The sequence below is a fragment of the Streptomyces buecherae genome (assembly GCF_014295035.1).
Lineage (GTDB): Bacteria > Actinomycetota > Actinomycetes > Streptomycetales > Streptomycetaceae > Streptomyces > Streptomyces youssoufiensis.
Genome location: NZ_CP060404.1, coordinates 5,455,377 through 5,470,759, shown reverse-complemented (window position 1 = coordinate 5,470,759; position 15,383 = coordinate 5,455,377). Strand labels below are relative to the sequence as shown.

Below are 15,383 nucleotides of genomic sequence, written 5' to 3'. Positions count from 1 at the left end.
CGTCGCGAACCTGCCGCGACGATCCCGTCTACGGAAGCCCTACGGAAGGTTGCGATCGAGCAAAGCGGCGGCCGTGAAGAGCTCCACCCCCACCTCGATGGCCTCCTCGTCCACGTCGAAGTCCCCGGCGTGCAGGTCGCGGCGGGTGGTGTCGCCGACGCGGCGCACCCCGAGCCTGGCCATCGCGCCCGGAACGTGCTCCAGGTACCAGGAGAAGTCCTCGCCGCCCAGGCTCTGCTCGGTGTCCTCGACGGAGTCCGCGCCGCGCCGGGCCGACATCGCGCGCCGCAGCAGCTCGGTCACGTCCGGCTCGTTGACGACCGGCGGCACCCCACGGATGTAGTTGATCTCGAACTTCGCCCGGTGCAACGTGGCGACCTCCTCGATCGCGGCGTGCACCAGGTCGGGCGCCGAGCGCCAGCCCGGCAGGTCGAGGCAGCGCACCGTGCCGGACAGCTCGGCGTGTTGCGGGATGACGTTGGAGGCGTGACCCGAGGCGATACGGCCCCAGGTCAGCGCCAGCCCGGAGCGGGTGTCCACGCGGCGGCTGAGCACCGCGGGAACCTCGGTGGCGACCTTGGCCGCGGCGGTGACCATGTCGGTGGTCAGATGCGGCCGGGCGGTGTGCCCGCCCGCGCCGTCGAGGGCGATCTCCACCCGGTCGCAGGCCGAGGTGATGGGGCCGACGCGCAGCCCGAGCCGCCCGACGTCCACCCGCGGGTCGCAGTGCACGGCGATGATCCGGCCCACCCCGTCCAGCACGCCGTCCTCGATGATGTCGGCGGCCCCGCCGGGCAGCACCTCCTCGGCCGGCTGGAAGATCAGCCGCACCGGGTGCGGCAGCCTGCCCTCGCGGGCCAGCTCGGCCAGGACGAGGCCGGCCCCGAGCACCACGGTGGTGTGCACGTCGTGCCCGCAGGCGTGCGCCCGGTCGGGCACGGTCGAGCGGTACGCGACGTTCTTGGTGTCCGGGATCGGCAACGCGTCGATGTCGGCGCGCAGCGCGAGGAAGGGCCGGCCGTCGTCCCGGCGGGCGCCCGCGCCGTCGCCCGGGTACCCGCCGCCGTACGCCGAGCGCGCGTCCCCCTCGCCCCGCTCGGCCGCGCCGTCGTCGATGAGCCGGGCCGGGTCGATGTCGCACACGAGGCCGGTGCCGGTGGACAGGACGCGCGGCGCGAGGCCGGCCTGCTCCAGTCTGGCCTTGATGGCCGCGGTGGTCCGGAACTCGCGGTTCCCCAGCTCGGGGTGCATGTGCAAGTCCCGGCGGAACGCGGTCAGTTCGGCGCACAGCGCGGCGGGCAGCCGACCGGGCAGCTCGGCCTCTGCGGTGACACCGGGCAGCTCGGCTTCGACGGTGGCTTCGGGCTCAAGGTCGCGGGGCGTTACGTGGTTCACGCGTGCAGCGTAAGACGCCACGCGGGGCAACTGCGCGGCGATCAACAAAAGTTCAGCCCGTTAGGGGAAGAAAAATCGGGCCGCTGGTCGCATGAGTGGCGACCCGATGGGGTATGAACGCTGTTTGTGCTCGCCCATCGAACGGCGGTCCGCTCACCCAGGGTGAGCGGACCGGGGACTGCGGCGAGGCTACGGCTGGCTCGGCGAAGCCGGCGCGTACGGGAGTCTGTGCACGTCACGGGCGGTGCCCGTGACGCCGGACAGGAACCCCTGGGCGCGCGGCGAGGCGTTCGAGGTCAACCAGGCCGGATCGACGTCACACACGGCGACCTTGATGCCGGTGCCCGCGAGCGCCAGCGGCAGCGTGTGCACGACCGTCGAGGGAAAACTCAAGATCATCCGCCCTATGGGACCGCGCCGGGCGATCAGCTCCAGCGGGAGGTCGGGCCGCACGATCTCCAGACCCACCTCGACGCTGATCCGGTGCAGCTTGTCGGTGGCCTCCTTGCGGTGCGCGAAGTAGCGCGTGGCCCCGTGCTCACGGGTCAGCGCCGTGACCGCCTCCACGTACCGCTCCAGGTCCACCACGCCGGTCTCCACCAGCGAGGTGCCCACCAGGTCGGTGCCGCCCGTCAGCTTGGGCGGGCCGAACCGGGCCCGGGTCCAGGCGAACGTGTTGGAGGTGACCGTGACGCCGGGCGGCGGGTCCACCGGCATCGAGCTGAACACCTCGACCCGGCGGTGCTCACCCGGCGTCAGCCGGCGCCGCGCGCCCGCCGAGACCGGCGCGAACACCAGGTCGCGCGCGCCACGGCTGCCGCGCCGGTGCCAGCGTTCGAGGCGTTCCCCGCGCGCCAGTTGGGAGATGAACTCCATGGTGGCCGTGCCGTCGTCCACGACGACCAGGTCGCGGGCCTTGGCCATGTTCAGCAGGAGTTGCACGTAGCGCGAGAACGGGTCGCCGATGACGATGCGTCGCGCGGCGCGCAGCAGCGAGGCCAGGCCGCTGATGGTGCGGAACGGCGCGGACGCGCCGCCCCGCGCCTCCTCCCAGCGCACCCGCACGCCCTCTTCCCTGGCCAGCTCCGCCATCCGACGGAGCTGGCCACGGGTCATCGGGTCGTGCGGTGACAGCACGATGACGGTCAGGTCCCCCGGTGCCCCAACACCGGTGTCCCCTCCGGCCCTGGCGCCCGCCGGGGCGCCGGAACCGTCCGCGTCGCCGGCCGCCACGCGCGGCGCGTCAGCACCCTCAGTCGCGCGGAGCGCGTCAGTGCTTCCCAACGCGCGCAGCGCGTCGGTGTCCTTTGACGCGCGCAGCGCGTCGGCGTAGGCCCACTCCAGAACATTCAACAATTGCACCGGGCTCTCCACGAAGGCGAGCGTGCTGCCCGGGGCGGCGTCCTGGGTGGACGCGCCGCGCCCGGGCAGCGCCCGGACGCGGCGTTCGGAACCGGCCCCACCCGCGGTGGGGGTCGGTTCCGGAACAGGGCCGAGCGGCCCTGTGGTTGAGCTCACGAGGTCTACCTCACGCTCTCGGCGGCCTCGCCTCGCGACGAGGCCGCACTGCCGACGGGAGTTGCCGGGTGCCTGGCCCGGAAGGCGGCGCGGCGTGCCCACGGCCCGTGGACACGGGTCACACGGCGGCGGGCTCGCGCTCCTCGGACTCGGCGATGACGCCGGTGACGCGGCGCAGCTTCTTCATCGGGCCGAGCTCGCTCTCGTACACCTTCTTGACGCCGTCACCGAGGGACTCCTCGATGGTGCGGATGTCGCGGACCAGGCGCTGCAGGCCCTGCGGCTCCACGGAGGCGGCCTGGTCCGAGCCCCACATGGCGCGGTCGAGGGTGATGTGGCGCTCCACGAAGGTGGCGCCGAGCGCGACCGCGGCGAGCGTGGTCTGCAGGCCCGTCTCGTGGCCCGAGTAGCCGATCGGCACGTTGGGGTACTCGGCCTGCAGGGTGTTGATGACCCGCAGGTTCAGCTCCTCGGCCTTGGCCGGGTAGGTGGAGGTGGCGTGGCAGAGCAGGATGTTGTCGCTGCCCAGCACCTCGACCGCGTGCCGGATCTGCTTCGGCGTGGACATGCCCGTCGAGAGGATGATCGTGCGGCCGGTGGCGCGCAGCGCGCGCAGCAGCTCGTCATCGGTCAGCGAGGCGGAGGCCACCTTGTGCGCCGGGAGGTCGAACTTCTCCAGGAAGGCGACGGCCTCGGTGTCCCACGGGGAGGCGAACCAGTCGATGCCGCGCTTCTTGCAGTGCTCGTCGATCTTGCGGTACTCGTCCTCGCCGAACTCGACGCGGTGCCGGTAGTCGATGTACGTCATCCGGCCCCAGGGCGTGTCGCGCTCGATGTCCCACTGGTCGCGCGGGGTGCAGATCTCCGGGGTGCGCTTCTGGAACTTGACCGCGTCACAGCCGGCGTCGGCGGCGACGTCGATCAGCTTGAACGCGTTCTCCAGGTCACCGTTGTGGTTGATGCCGATCTCACCGGTGACGTAGACCGGCTGGCCGGGCCCCGCGGTCTTGGCGCCGAGGGTGCGGAGGCGGGTGGAGCTCATGAAGACAGTTCCTTTCCAAGAATCCACGAGGCGATCTCGCGGATCGCACCGTCTCCTCCGGGGGTGGAGGTGACCGCGCGTGCGGCGCCACGTACGACGTCGTGCGCACCGGCGACCGCCACGGGCCAGCCGACGAGGCCGAAGCACGGGAGGTCGTTGACGTCGTTGCCGACATAGAGCACGCGCTCGGGCGCGATGCCCTGCTCCTCGCACCACTGCTTCAGTGCGAGGTCCTTGCGGTCGATGCCGTGGAGTACGGGAACCCGCAGCTTGCGGGCCCGCGCGGCGACGACCGGGTTCTGCTCCGTGGACAGGATCAGCAGCGGGATGCCGGCTCGGCGCATCGCCGCGATACCGAGCCCGTCGCCGCGGTGTACGGCGACGAGTTCGCGTCCTTCGGAGTCGATCAGCACCCTGTCGTCCGTCTGGGTGCCGTCGAAGTCGATGACCACCGCGTCGATGTCGTCGCGGGTGGGCAGGTGGGTGGGGAGGTAGTCGCCGCGGGCCTTCGGTCCCGGCCCGTCCAGGAGCGGGGCGAGGGCGCGGGCGCGCTCCAGGTCGTGCGGGTCGTCGATCTCCAGGACCCGGGCGGCGTCGGTCCGTACCAGCGCGGTGTGGCCGAAGAAGCGGTGCTTGTGGACGCGGAAGCCGTCGGCGCGCATGCCGTAGGCGGCGCCGGTCTCCAGCAGGTCCTGCGGCCGGTCCTGGCGGCGCGGGCGGAACGACTTGTCGTGGTTGACGCCGAAGCCGCCGCTGGCCTCGCCGGCCGTGGCTGTCCGCGCGTCGGCCTCGCCGGTCGCGTCGGCCTCGCCGGCCTCGTCCGCGTCGCGCCAGACGAAGCCGTGGAAGGGGGCGACGGTCAGCGCGGTGTCGGCGCCGCCGTCGAGGATGGCGCCCACGACGCCGTCGATGTCCTCGCGGGTGATGAACGGGCTGGTGCACTGCACGAGCAGCACCACCCGCGTGCTGCCGGGCCCGTCGTGCCCGGCCTCGTGCGCGTCCATGGCGTGCAGCACGGCCGCCTCGCTGGTGGCGGTGTCGCCGGCGATGGCGGTGGGGCGCTGGATGACGTCGGCGCCGGCGCCGCGCGCGGCGGCGGCGATGCCCGGGTCGTCGGTGGAGACGACGACGTCGGTGACCAGCCGGCTGGCGCGGCACTCGCGTACGGCGCGGGCCACCAGCGGCACGCCGCCGACGGCGGCGAGGTTCTTGGCGGGCACGCCCTTGGAGCCGCCGCGCGCGGGGATCACCGCGAGCACCCGGTCGCCCCCGGCCCGTTCGCCGTCGCGGCCCTCGGCCGTCGTGCTTGTGCCCGGCGCGCTGGCGCGTCCTGCGGGCTCCGAGGTGGACATGGCGGCTCCTGACTCGTGGCGCTGCGCGCCTGGTGGTTCGTGGCGCGGTGCGCCGGGGTGGGTGGGGGGCGCCCCCGGTGTGACCTGCCGGTCCCGCGGCGGCCTGGTCGGGTGGGCGTCGGTGGTGGGGTGGTCTTGTGCGGTCGCGGGCGGTTCGGTCGCGGGCGCCGGGCCCGCGGTCGGCTCCTGGGGCCCCGCGGTGGTGCGCTCGCCGGGCGCGGGCGTCACAGCTCCCCCATGCGGCGGATGACGGGGGCGACCCGCTGCACGCCGTGCCGGTAGGCGCCGCGCGCGGCCTCGCGCATCGTGTTACGGACGACCCGCTTGAGCCCGGAGGCGTCCTGCGGCTCGACGCTGACGCCGGGCCGCGGGCTGCCGTCGGCCTGGAAGCCGTAGCGGCCCAGGATGCGCGGCAGGTAGCCGGGCGCGGTGACGGCCGTGTAGTACGGGGTGACCGGCGGCAGCGGCGGGCCGGTGAGCAGGTCCTCAAGCCGGTTGCGCACCGCGTCGAAGGCGTGCTCGTACGCGCCGTCGGCCGCGGCCACGCCCTGCCGCTCGACCCACTCCGGGTCGGCCTTGGGCCGGTAGCCCGTGTCGAGCTGGTCCCAGGAGGCCAGGCAGCCCGAGCCGAGGAAGTGGTGGTTGCCCAGGCCCTCGCGGATGCCGAGGTCGGTGAGGATGGCGGTGGGGATGTTCCGGTGCAGCGATTCGAGGGCGGCCGTGGAGCTGACCGTCACCAGCAGGTCGGCGCTGTCCAGGACCTCGCCCATGTGCCCGTAGACGAGTCGGAAGTTGCTGGGCAGCGTGCCCGCGTGCCGGTCGGCCAGCTTCTGGTAGGGCAGTTCCTCGATGTGCGTGGTGTGCTCGCCCGGCTTGCTGCGCAGCTTGACCAGGACCTCGCGGTCGGGGTGCTTGCGGGCGTGCTCGACGGCGCGGCGCAGCAGGTAGGCGCGGTCGGCGCGGTTGTCGGGCACGGACGGCTGGACGGCGAAGACGACGGTGCCGCCGGTGTAGGGGCGCCGGGTGCGCGCGGTCTCGTCGTACGGGTCGCCGCCGAGGAAGGGCAGCGCGCACTCGACGACCACGTCGGGGTCGGCGCCGACGCCGCGGTAGACCTCGCGGAAGCGCTCGGCGTCGTAGCGGCTGTTGGCCAGCACGATGTCGGCGCCGTTGCGCAGCAGCAGACCGTCGGCGAGCTTCTCGTAGACGACGCCCACGTAGCCGGTGATGAGGACCGGGCGGTGGCCGGCGTCGCGCAGGGCGTGCCCGAGGGCGTGCAGCATGGCCTGGACGCCGCCGCCGACACAGGAGAGCACCACGGCGTCGTAGCGCTCGCGCTCTATCGCGTGGAGGAACTCGATGCCCGTGACCTCACGCATGGCGTCCGCGTGCACTCCGACCTCGGAGAGCTGGCGGGCGGTGGGGGTCGCGCGTCCTCGCAGCAGGTATCCGTCGAGACGGTGGTCCGGTGCGACGCGGTGTGCGGTGAGCGCGCCCCACTTCCACCGAGTGTCGGAATCTGCGAGAACGGCCACGCGAGGCTGGGAATTGGTACGGGTGGGCACGTCGCTGACGCTAGGAAGGGTTTGCGAGTCACGGCCCAACACAGACGCAACAAACGGTTAACAGCATGTCGACTGTTGGCGAACCCGGCCGTGAGAGCAGCGGGTTAACCATTCCGCCTTCCTTCGTTCACCTTCTCGTAGGCCATAGGTCAAGACGAATGCCGGGCGGACACCTACCGTCACCCGAGTGGTTAAGCTCTCCGTCATCGTGCCGTTCTACAACGTGCAGACCTACGCACCAGACACACTGAGAAGTCTGCGCGCCAACGCGCGGGAGGACTTCGAATTCATTCTCGTCGACGACTTTTCCAAGGACGGGACCCCCGAGCTGTTGGAGCGCGCCGAGCGCGACCTGCCCGGGGCGGTCCTCGTACGGCACGAACAGAACGGCGGGCTCGCCACCGCGCGCAACACGGGTCTGGACGCGGCGCGTGGCGAGTACCTGACCTTCCTCGACGGGGACGACTGGCTCGCCCCCGGGTACTACGAACAACTCCTGGCCGCCATGGAGGAATTGGGTTGCGACTTCGTGCGCACCGACCACGTGCAGGTGACCAACCGGGCGCGCTCCATCCACCGGGTGCCGGTCGGCCTGCGCAACACGGTGCTCAATCCGCGCGACGTGATCCTGCCGTCCGACCGCTCCACCTCCGTCGACTACGCCTTCGCCTGGGCCGGCATGTACCACCGCCGGCTGCTCGACGACGGGCTGCTGCATTTCCGGGACGGGCTGCGGACCGCCGAGGACCGGCCGTGGATCTGGAAACTGCACCGCGAGGCCAAGTCATTCGCGGTCCTGGGCATGCTCGGGGTGTTCTACCGGCGCGGGGTCGCCTCGTCGCTGACGCAGATCGGCGACGTCCGGCAGCTCGATTTCATTCGCGCGTTCGACCAGGTGATCGAGGAAACGTCGCGCGATCGGGAAGCCGCGCGTTTTCTTCCGAAGGCCGTGCGCACCTATTGTGCGATCATTTCCCATCACCTTGGTGGCATCGAAAGGTTTGAACCGGCCGTGGCACGTAAGTTGCGCATCATGAGCGCGGCGGCGATGAAGCGGATGCCGCAGCAGGTGCTGAACGAGGCGCTGGACGCGATGGACTACGATCGCGCCGCCCGGCTGCGCAAGCTGCGCCGCCGCCCCGTCGGCCCGGAGGTCGCGGTCTGATGAACGCCCGTAACCGCACCCAGATCTTCTTCGCGTCCACGCTGTACGGCGCCGCCACGCTGGCCGCCGCCATCGACGCGGACTGCTTCGCGGAGGCCGACCGCCGACTGCTGCTGATCAGCAACAACGCGGCCATCCCGGAGACCACCCCGAGCCTGGACGAGATGCCCGGCTTCGAGGTGCTGCGCCCCCGGTTCGACGGCGTGCTGTCCTGGAACGAGACGATCAGCCCGTTCCACCCCGGCGGCTGGTCCCCGCGCGCGGACGACGCGCCGCTGTGGGAACGACACCTGCGGCTGCTGTGGGGCCTGGGCGACGACGACATCGAGATCATCCTCGAATCGATCCAGGTCAATCCGGCCCTCGCGGTGGCCAGACTGTTCCCCAACGCCCCGCTCGACGTCTACGCGGACGGCCTGATGAGCTACGGGCCGACCCGTAACAAGCTCTCCCCGCTGGTCGGCACGCGGGTGCGCAGGCTGCTCCACCTGGACCTGGTCCCGGGGCTCAAGCCGCTGCTGCTGACCGAGTTCGGCGTCCCGTCGGAGGTCGTGCCCACCGACCACTTCACCAAGGTGCTCGCCGAGATCGCCGGGGTCTCCCCCGAGGTCACCGTCCCGGACGCGGTCCCCGGCACCAAGGGCCCGGCGCTGCTGCTCGGCCAGTACCTGTCGGCGCTCGACATCCTCACTCCGCAGGAGGAGGAGGAACTGCACGTCCGGATGTTGCGCGGCGTGGTCAGGCTCGGCCACCGCGAGGTGGTCTTCAAGCCGCACCCGACCGCGCCGGCCCGCTGGTCGCGCCTCCTCGAGACGGAGGCGAGCACGCTCGGCGCCGAGCTGACCGTGGTGGACTCGCCGGTGCTGGCCGAGGTCCTCTACCAGCGCACCCGGCCGTCCCTCGTCGTCGGCTGCTTCTCCACCGCGCTGATCACCGCGAGCGCCCTGTACGGCCTGCCCGTCGCCCGTACCGGTACCGAGGTGCTGCTGGAGCGGCTGACGCCGTACCAGAACAGCAACCGCATGCCGGTGACGATCGTGGACGCGCTGCTGCCCAACCTCGACGACCACGCCGCGGTCCAGGCGTGGCAGGCGCCGCCCGGCGACCGCGCGGGCAAGGAGCTGACCGGCCTGGTCACCGCCGTCGGCTTCGCCATGCAGGCGAAGATCTACCCGGACCTGCGGCCGGCCGCCGAGCGCTACCTCTCCGCCAAGCTCAACGCCCACACCTGGCGGTACTTCAAGCGCCGCCGCCTGACCGCGCTCGGCCTGCCCGGCGCGGTCCCCTCCCACCTCTCGTTCCTGCCGCGCAACCCCACGGTGCGCAAGGTGGCCCGCAGGGCCCGCGCCGTGCAGCGCCAGATCAAGAAAAGGGCAGCCTTCGGATGACGGCTCCGAGTACCGCACCGGGGCCGCTCCCCGATGCCGTGACCGCCACGCCCCCGGCCGACAGGCCGGGGGTGCCCGACGCTCCGGTCGCCGCCCTGGAGGGCAAGCCTCCGGGGCAGCGCCCGCCGTCGCGGCTACGCGCACTGGACGGGCTGCGGCTGGTCGCGGCGCTCATGGTCGCCTGCTACCACTACGGCGGGCGCGACGGCGAGATCGCCAAGGCGTGGGGCTCGTCCCCCTCCCACCAGTTCCCCACCGCGTCCGAGTGGTTCGCCTACGGCTGCCTCGGCGTGCAGATCTTCTTCGTCATCAGTGGCTTCGTGATCTGCATGAGCGGCTGGGGCCGTCCGCTCAAGGACTTCTTCGCCTCCCGCGTCTCGCGGCTCTTCCCCGCCTACTGGGCGGCGATCATCCTGGTCACGGCCGTCTTCGCGCTTCCGGCCGTGGCGTTCGCGACCGTCTCGCCCAGCGACACGCTGGTCAACTTCACGATGCTCCAGCAGCCGCTCGGCGCCGACCGGGTGCTCGGCGTGTGCTGGACCCTCTGGGCGGAGCTGCGGTTCTACGCGCTGTTCGCCCTGTTCGTGGTGCTCCCCGGGGCGAGCCGGCACCGGGTCGTGCTGTTCTGCGCGGTGTGGACGCTGGCCGCGGCCATGGCCGACGCCGCCGACCAGCCACTCCTGGACATCGTGCTGATGCCGGAGTACGCGCCGTACTTCGTCGGCGGCATCGGCCTCTACCTGGTGCATCGTTTCGGCAATGACGCCCTGGCCTGGGGCATCGTCGGAGTCAGCTTCCTGATAGGACAGCGGTACGCGGTGGACGAGCTCTGGCACCCCCAGAACCCGGACTTCTTCTCGTACCGCCACACCTCGGTCATCATCGGCATCGTCGCGCTGGGCTACCTGGCGGTGGCCCTCGTCGCCCTCGGCAAGCTGAACTGGGCCAACTGGCGCTGGCTCACCGTCGCCGGCGCCCTGACCTACCCCTTCTACCTGGTCCACGAACACCTGGGCTGGGTCGCCGTGGAGACGCTCCACCAGGACCTCGACATCCCCTCGCACGCGACGTTCGCGCTCACCATCGCGATCATGCTGGCCCTCGCCTGGCTGCTGCACAAACTGGTCGAGAACCCCCTGACCCCGGTCATCAAGCGGTCGATCTCCGGCAAGCGGAAGCGGTAGGCGGGTACGCGGAGCGGCACCCGCGGAGAGATCGCGGAGCGACGCCGGCACGACCGCGGAGCCCGTCGGTCCGACCGCAGAGCCCTTCGGCCCGGTACGCGCGCACAGCGCGGTGCCGGGCCGTTCGCGTTGCGGGGGCGTTCGCGGCGCGGGGGCCGTTCGCCTGACCGGCCGTTCGCGGCGCGGGGTGGTTCGCGGCGGTGAGGCGGTCCGCGACGGCGGGGCGGTCAGGCGGGTTGGCTCGCCGGGCTGGAGGGGGCGGGGGTGGCCAGCAGGGTGGCCTCAAGGCCGGCGACGATCACCCGCAGCCCCTCCTCGAACCGGTCCCCGTAGTCGTGGAAGAGGTCCGGGCCCACCTCGACCGCCAGCGGAAACTCCGACCCTATGAACTCGGCGCGCTCCGCCACGTCGTACCCCGGCGCCTGCTCGCCCGGCATCGGATGCACCGCCTGCTCCTCGATGACGAAGCCGAGGGTGTAGGTGAACGCGATGAACGAGGCGCGGGCGGCCAGCCCCACGGGGTAGCCGGCGTCGACGAACACCCGCAGGTGCGCGTCGAGCGACTGCGCGTGCCCGGCGTCGGTGAAGCGGCTGCCGCTGAAGACCTTCGCGCCGTCCCGCAGGCCGAGCAGCGTCTGCCGCAGCCGCCTGCTGAACTCGGCGAGCTGCTCCTGCCAGGTGTCCGCGACGATCGGACGCTCCTCGTGCATCCGGCGGTAGATCGCCGTGGCCATCTCGTCCAGCAGTTCCTGCTTGTTCTTGAAGTGCCAGTACAGCGCGGGCGCCTGCACGTTCAGCTCCTTGGCGATCCTGCGCAGGGTGAGCCCGTCGAGCCCCACCTCGTTCAACAGTCGCAGCGCGGTGTCCACCACCTGGGCCCGGTCCAGTCGCGTCGTCGCCATGTGGCCATTTTCCCCTCCCACCGCGGTCCCCCGCCCCCAGGTCCGGCGGGCCCTTGACAACTTAACAGCGTTAAGCGCACACTCCAAGTACGCGAACTTAACGAGGTTAAGGAGCCGTGATGGCCGCTCGCTCGACTCCCCACGCGCCGCCGGCGCCCGGGGCCACTGCCCCGCCCGAGGGGGCGGCATCCGGGGCGGCGCGTCCAGCGCGGCCGGTGGAGGTTTCCGAACCAGGGATGCCGACGGGCCCGGCGACAGGTCCGTTGGCCCAGGCCACGGCGGAGGCCGCGCCGACGGTCGTGCTGATCGTCGGCGCGGGCCCGACGGGCCTCACGCTCGCCTGCGACCTGGCCCGGCGCGGCGTGCCCGCGCGCGTGATCGAGCAGTCGGACACCCTCTTTCCCGGGGCGCGCGGCAAGGGCATCCAGCCCCGGACCCGGGAGATCTTCGACGACCTCGGCATCGGCCCGGCCATCGCCCGGTTCGGTGGCCCCTATCCCCTCATGCAGCGCTGGCGCGGCAGGCAGCGCCTGGAGGAATGGGACATGCTGGACCGGGCCGAGCCGGACGAGGGCTCTCCGTATCGCGAGACGTGGATGGTGCCGCAGTGGCGCACCCAGGAGGTGTTGTACGAGCGGCTGCGCGAGCTGGGCGGCAGGGTCGAGTTCCGCACCAGGCTGACCGACTTCCACCAGGACGCGCACGGCGTGAGCGCGACGCTGGCGAGACCCTCCGGCCCTGACGAGACGGTCCGGGCCGCCTATGTGATCGCGGCGGACGGCGGACGCAGCACGGTGCGCAGGCTGACCGGCGTGGCCATGCGCGGGCACACGGTGGACCCGATGCCGATACTGGTCGCCGACGTACGCATCGCGGCCTCGCGCGACGCCGCGTCCGCCCCCGCGTCCGACCCGGCGTCCGACACCGGGGCGACGGTCACCCCGGCCTCGGACCAGGCGGGCGCGGCGGGGCCGGCCGACGAGACGGCTGGTCCTGGCGGCGCGGAGGCGGAGGGTTCCGAGTGGCTGACGGCAGCGCGGATCGATCGCGACCACTGGCACGTGTGGTCGGAGGACCAGGACGGGAGCACGGCGCTGTGTCCGCTCGCCGGGACGGACACGTTCCAGTTCCTGGCCCAGTTCGATGACCCGGACGCCGTGCCGGACACCACTCCGGACGCGGTGCGCCGGTTGCTGGCCGAGCGCACGTCGTTGCCCGCGTCGGCCGTCCGCGACGTGCTCTGGGCCTCGGAGTTCCGACCGCGCGCCGCGATGGCCGAGCGGTTCCGGATCGGCAGGGTCTTCCTGCTCGGTGACGCGGCCCACGTGCACTCACCGGCCGGCGGCCAGGGCCTCAACACCAGCGTGCAGGACGCCTACAACCTCGGCTGGAAGCTGGAGCAGGTGCTGCGACACGGCGCGCACGAGAGCCTGCTCGACACCTACGAGGAGGAGCGGCTGCCCATAGCCGCCGAAGTGCTCGGCCTCAGCACCCGGCTGCATCGCGGGCGCCCGCTCGACGAGGCCGGCGGTGGCGTGCGGATGGGCTCCGACACCCACCAGCTCACCCTCTCGTATGCGGGAGGCTGGCTCGCCGTGGACCGCCGCGCCCCACGCCCGGCCCCGGACTCCGACGCCCTGCGCCCCGGCGACCGCGCCCCGAACGCGCGCTGTGTGGACGCCGCCGGCAAGGAGTTCACCGTCTTCGACGCCCTCCAGGGCCCGCACTTCACCCTGCTGGACTTCCGCACCGCCCACGACCTGCCCGACGCGCCCACGCCACCCGACCGGCCCGCCCCCCAGAGCGAGCCCTCCGCGACCACCAGCCCCACATCCGCCACCGCCACCAGTGCCACCGCCCTCACCACAGCCGTCGGTCCCCCCACGCCCCCCGAACCCACCCCCGCCCACCACCACGACCAGGCCCCACTGCGGCACATCGTCATACGCCACGCCTCCGCGCACGCCCGACAGCGGTACGGCAACGCGGTGTTCCTGATCCGACCCGACGGCTACATCGGCCTCATCACCGACGACCCGAGCGACGTGCCGGACTACCTCACCCGCATACGCCGCGGACGCCCCGCCACCACGGTTCCGGGTGCGGACCACGGCGCGGCACCCCACGCGGCTGGCGGCGCGACTCCCGGCGCGGGTCGCGACGCGACTGGCGGTGCGGACCGCACGGTGGAGCGGGCGTCCGGCGCACCCGCGAGCCGTTAGGCCGGTAGGAACGGCGCGGCGCTCCTCCCCACCCAAGGTGCCGATGCCCCGATGCCCCGATGCCCCGACCATGATCGTCCGGGTGCCCGGGCTCAGCAGGACTCGGCAGAGCTCGGCAGCAAAGCACTCGGGGCGTCAATTCCACCCCAGGAGGTAGGTGACTCCGGAATCCGGCGCCTCGGCGATTTTGACGGGTTGCGAACCCGCGCGCAGCGACTGGCGGTACACCTCGACCTTGTCGCCGCGTTCCGCGAGAAAGGCGATCTGTTTCTTGTCCGGCGATGGCACAGCACCGTAGGAGGGGAGATCGGTCTCGGGGAGGAGTGGTTCGACGTCCCGCACGATCTGGAGGTCTGCCGTGAATCGCACCCGGAGGATCTGGGCGTCCGACTTTCCCGCGTGGGAGCAGATCAGCTCGCGGGAGTCCAGCCAGAATTCGGGCGAGCAATCGGGGACCTCGGTGCTGCCACGGGGAATTCGTGGTCCGTTGCCGCCGTAGTCCACGCTTTTGCTCAACGGGGTTCCGGCGTCGCGGTCGGCACCGCGCTTACGGAGTTGGAGTTGGTTCCAGACGGTGTTGTGTTCGGCGATGTAGCCGCCGGTGGGGTGAATGGCGGACTCGTTCAGGTCGGAGTCCTTCGCGCGCCAGGCCACGCCGCCGCCGAAGGAGACCTCGCTGAGCGGCTCGCCGTCGGCGTCGACGGCCGGGCCACGGTCCCGGGCGCTCTCCGGTGGGTTCTCGGGCAGCCGACTACGCAGCCGGCCCGCGCGGTCGATGTACCAGAGGTCGCCCTCGTGGAAGACCGGATAACTGTCCCGTGGAGCGTCGGCGGGGCTTCCCGATTCCGGCTCCGGCCCCGCCGGCAGCCCGGTGCGCACCTCGAAGGCCACCGCCCGTTCGCCCAACCCGCCGGGCCCGGCGATGCGCCCGGCCATCAGGGTGTAGTCCTCGTTGAACATCTGCCGCAGCGCCGAGGAGGCGGGATATCCGCCGATGCCGTCGTGGCAGGCGTAGGAGCCGCTGGGGTTCTGGTCGGCCGGCAGGTCGCCCGACGCCGTGGACACGACGCTGCCGTCGCGCACGGAGAGCGCGGTGAGGGCGACTTCCCTGGCCGGAGAGCAGTTGAGCAGCAACACGGTCTCCGGGATTCTGAATTCGGTGCCCCTTACCCGGCTTTCGACGCCTCCCTTTACAGCGGTGGGCGACGGTGCGGAATCGGATGAGCTGTCGCAGCCTGCCTGGAGGGAGATGACGGAGAAGGCGAACAAAGCGGTCAACAGGCGGGGAGTCCGTCGACGGAGAATGCGCCCCATGTGGTTCTCCTAGAGTCACCGGTCGGGCTTCGACACGCTGCGGTGGCAAGGCGAGAGAGCGAGCGTCACTGTATCCGCCCGTGGGGCGGTGAACCAGGGCGGCGAAGGGCACGCCGGGTCAAGCCCGTTGACGAATCCTTTCGGCTGGTGCACCCCTCATTCTTTTCGTCCGCACGCCCGCTTTAAACTCCCGCTGACGGCTCCCGTTTCGCTCCACACCCACGTTTCCCTTCCAGTGTGCGGCAAGGTGAGATACACCCACGTTTCCCGCCTCATCTCTCCCTATCACCGGCTATTTCCGGCCGTACGTGGAGTCCCCGCCCGTTTGGCCGGGCG

The 15,383-nt window shown here is 71.9% G+C and carries 11 protein-coding genes; 4 read left to right on the top strand and 7 right to left on the bottom strand.

Annotated elements, in window-relative coordinates; all coding sequences use genetic code 11:
- Positions 1 to 39: 39 nt before the first annotated feature.
- From H7H31_RS21580 to H7H31_RS21560, 5 genes are all read right to left on the bottom strand, one after another.
- Positions 40 to 1,395, bottom strand: coding sequence for an amidohydrolase (locus H7H31_RS21580; RefSeq protein ID WP_187063536.1), 1,356 nt, complete (start codon positions 1,393 to 1,395; stop codon positions 40 to 42).
- A 189-nt stretch (positions 1,396 to 1,584) separates the two neighbouring features.
- Positions 1,585 to 2,826, bottom strand: a complete 1,242-nt coding sequence (locus tag H7H31_RS21575) for a hypothetical protein (RefSeq protein WP_187063542.1) — start codon at positions 2,824 to 2,826, stop codon at positions 1,585 to 1,587.
- A 205-nt stretch (positions 2,827 to 3,031) separates the two neighbouring features.
- Positions 3,032 to 3,955, bottom strand: a complete 924-nt coding sequence (locus H7H31_RS21570; RefSeq protein ID WP_176162073.1) for an N-acetylneuraminate synthase family protein — start codon at positions 3,953 to 3,955, stop codon at positions 3,032 to 3,034.
- Complete coding sequence (locus H7H31_RS21565) at positions 3,952 to 5,307, bottom strand: acylneuraminate cytidylyltransferase (RefSeq protein ID WP_187063535.1); 1,356 nt, start codon at positions 5,305 to 5,307, stop codon at positions 3,952 to 3,954. Before H7H31_RS21565 ends, H7H31_RS21570 begins: the two co-directional genes overlap by 4 nt.
- A 224-nt stretch (positions 5,308 to 5,531) precedes the next feature.
- Positions 5,532 to 6,872: a DUF6716 putative glycosyltransferase gene (locus H7H31_RS21560; RefSeq protein WP_187063534.1), complete on the bottom strand. Its 1,341-nt coding sequence runs from the start codon at positions 6,870 to 6,872 to the stop codon at positions 5,532 to 5,534.
- Between the two features lie 187 nt (positions 6,873 to 7,059).
- Between H7H31_RS21560 and H7H31_RS21555 the strand changes: the two genes are divergently transcribed.
- Genes H7H31_RS21555 through H7H31_RS21545 form a run of 3 tightly spaced genes read left to right on the top strand, consistent with a single transcriptional unit; the run spans position 7,060 to position 10,609 of the window.
- The gene (locus tag H7H31_RS21555; protein WP_187063533.1) at positions 7,060 to 8,037 is read left to right on the top strand and encodes a glycosyltransferase family 2 protein; all 978 of its coding nucleotides are present in this window, start codon (positions 7,060 to 7,062) and stop codon (positions 8,035 to 8,037) included.
- Positions 8,037 to 9,425: a polysialyltransferase family glycosyltransferase gene (locus tag H7H31_RS21550; RefSeq protein WP_187063532.1), complete on the top strand. Its 1,389-nt coding sequence runs from the start codon at positions 8,037 to 8,039 to the stop codon at positions 9,423 to 9,425. Before H7H31_RS21555 ends, H7H31_RS21550 begins: the two co-directional genes overlap by 1 nt.
- On the top strand, positions 9,422 to 10,609 hold the full coding sequence (locus tag H7H31_RS21545; protein ID WP_187063531.1) for an acyltransferase family protein: 1,188 nt from the start codon (positions 9,422 to 9,424) through the stop codon (positions 10,607 to 10,609). The genes H7H31_RS21550 and H7H31_RS21545 overlap by 4 nt, the downstream gene beginning before the upstream one ends.
- Before the next feature lie 227 nt (positions 10,610 to 10,836).
- Here H7H31_RS21545 and H7H31_RS21540 read toward each other — a convergent pair whose 3' ends face one another.
- Positions 10,837 to 11,511, bottom strand: coding sequence for a TetR/AcrR family transcriptional regulator C-terminal domain-containing protein (locus H7H31_RS21540; RefSeq protein ID WP_187063530.1), 675 nt, complete (start codon positions 11,509 to 11,511; stop codon positions 10,837 to 10,839).
- A 236-nt stretch (positions 11,512 to 11,747) separates the two neighbouring features.
- Here H7H31_RS21540 and H7H31_RS21535 point away from each other — a divergent pair, with 236 nt between their 5' ends.
- Entirely contained in the window at positions 11,748 to 13,733 is a 1,986-nt protein-coding gene (locus tag H7H31_RS21535; protein WP_187118050.1) for an FAD-dependent monooxygenase, read from the top strand.
- A 135-nt stretch (positions 13,734 to 13,868) separates the two neighbouring features.
- On the opposite strand, the gene H7H31_RS21530 is transcribed toward H7H31_RS21535, so the two are convergent.
- On the bottom strand, positions 13,869 to 14,870 hold the full coding sequence (locus H7H31_RS21530; protein WP_187060367.1) for a hypothetical protein: 1,002 nt from the start codon (positions 14,868 to 14,870) through the stop codon (positions 13,869 to 13,871).
- Positions 14,871 to 15,383: the final 513 nt, after the last annotated feature.